This window comes from Bacteroides caecigallinarum, assembly GCF_021530995.1.
Taxonomy (GTDB): domain Bacteria; phylum Bacteroidota; class Bacteroidia; order Bacteroidales; family Bacteroidaceae; genus Phocaeicola; species Phocaeicola faecigallinarum.
This window is the reverse complement of the sequence record NZ_JADYTF010000258.1, coordinates 1-866: the sequence shown is the minus strand read 5'-3', so window position 1 is coordinate 866 and position 866 is coordinate 1. Positions and strand designations below refer to the sequence as shown.

General features: G+C 32.8%; 1 protein-coding gene. It reads left to right on the top strand.

The window, feature by feature from the left end; genetic code table 11:
• The coding region (locus I6E24_RS16470) for a polysaccharide pyruvyl transferase family protein (protein WP_235329791.1) at positions 1 to 831 on the top strand (831 nt) is incomplete at its 5' end.
• Between the last annotated feature and the right edge of the window lie 35 nt (positions 832 to 866).

Here is an 866-nt window from a genome sequence, read left to right as displayed (position 1 = left end):
GAGTTGGATAACGAATCATTTAAATATGATTATTATATATCTGGAAGCGATCAGATTTGGAATACTACTTGCTTGGATTTCGATTGGGCGTATTATTTGCCTTTTGTTAAGAAAGGTAAGAGAATCGCTTATGCTCCAAGTATGGGTCCCGCAGCCGGGGATAGTGTAAAATCTGAATATTATGATATAATAACACATTATTTGAATGAATATGATGCTTTAAGTGTACGCGAAGATGGTGCTGCAAGATTTATCAAAAGACAATTTGGGTTAGAGGCAAGTGTTAATCTGGATCCGACTCTTCTACTAGAATCAGAGAAATGGGAAGAGATTATTTCTAAAGAGCCTTTGGTGAGAGGAGACTATATATTTGTATACACACCTTTTTTTAATGCAGAAGTATTTGCTTTGGCAGATAAGCTATCCCAAAAATATAAAATGAAGATAGTAATATCTCAGATTTATAATGATTATATATGGGAAAGTTATAAGTTTTCTTTTCTTAAAAGTAATGTGGTTGTAAAAAGTAATGTAGGACCTAAAGAGTTTCTGAATCTGTGTAAACATGCACGTATTACTTGTGGAGGTTCCTTTCATTTAGTTGTATTTTCTATATTATTGCATACACCTTTCGTGGTTCTTGACGGATTGAAAGATAACAGAATACTGAATTTGCTTGAGAAACTTGGTCTTAAGCAATGCAGTGTAACCAATAAATGTAACATGGAATGTATGGCAGATCTTTTTAAGATAGATTTCGGCGAGGTAAATATTAGATTAGAGGCATTAAGAAATAAAAGTCTGTTATGGTTAAAGAATGGGCTGAATTAATATGCAAAGTGACATTAAGATTTCAGTTATAGTAC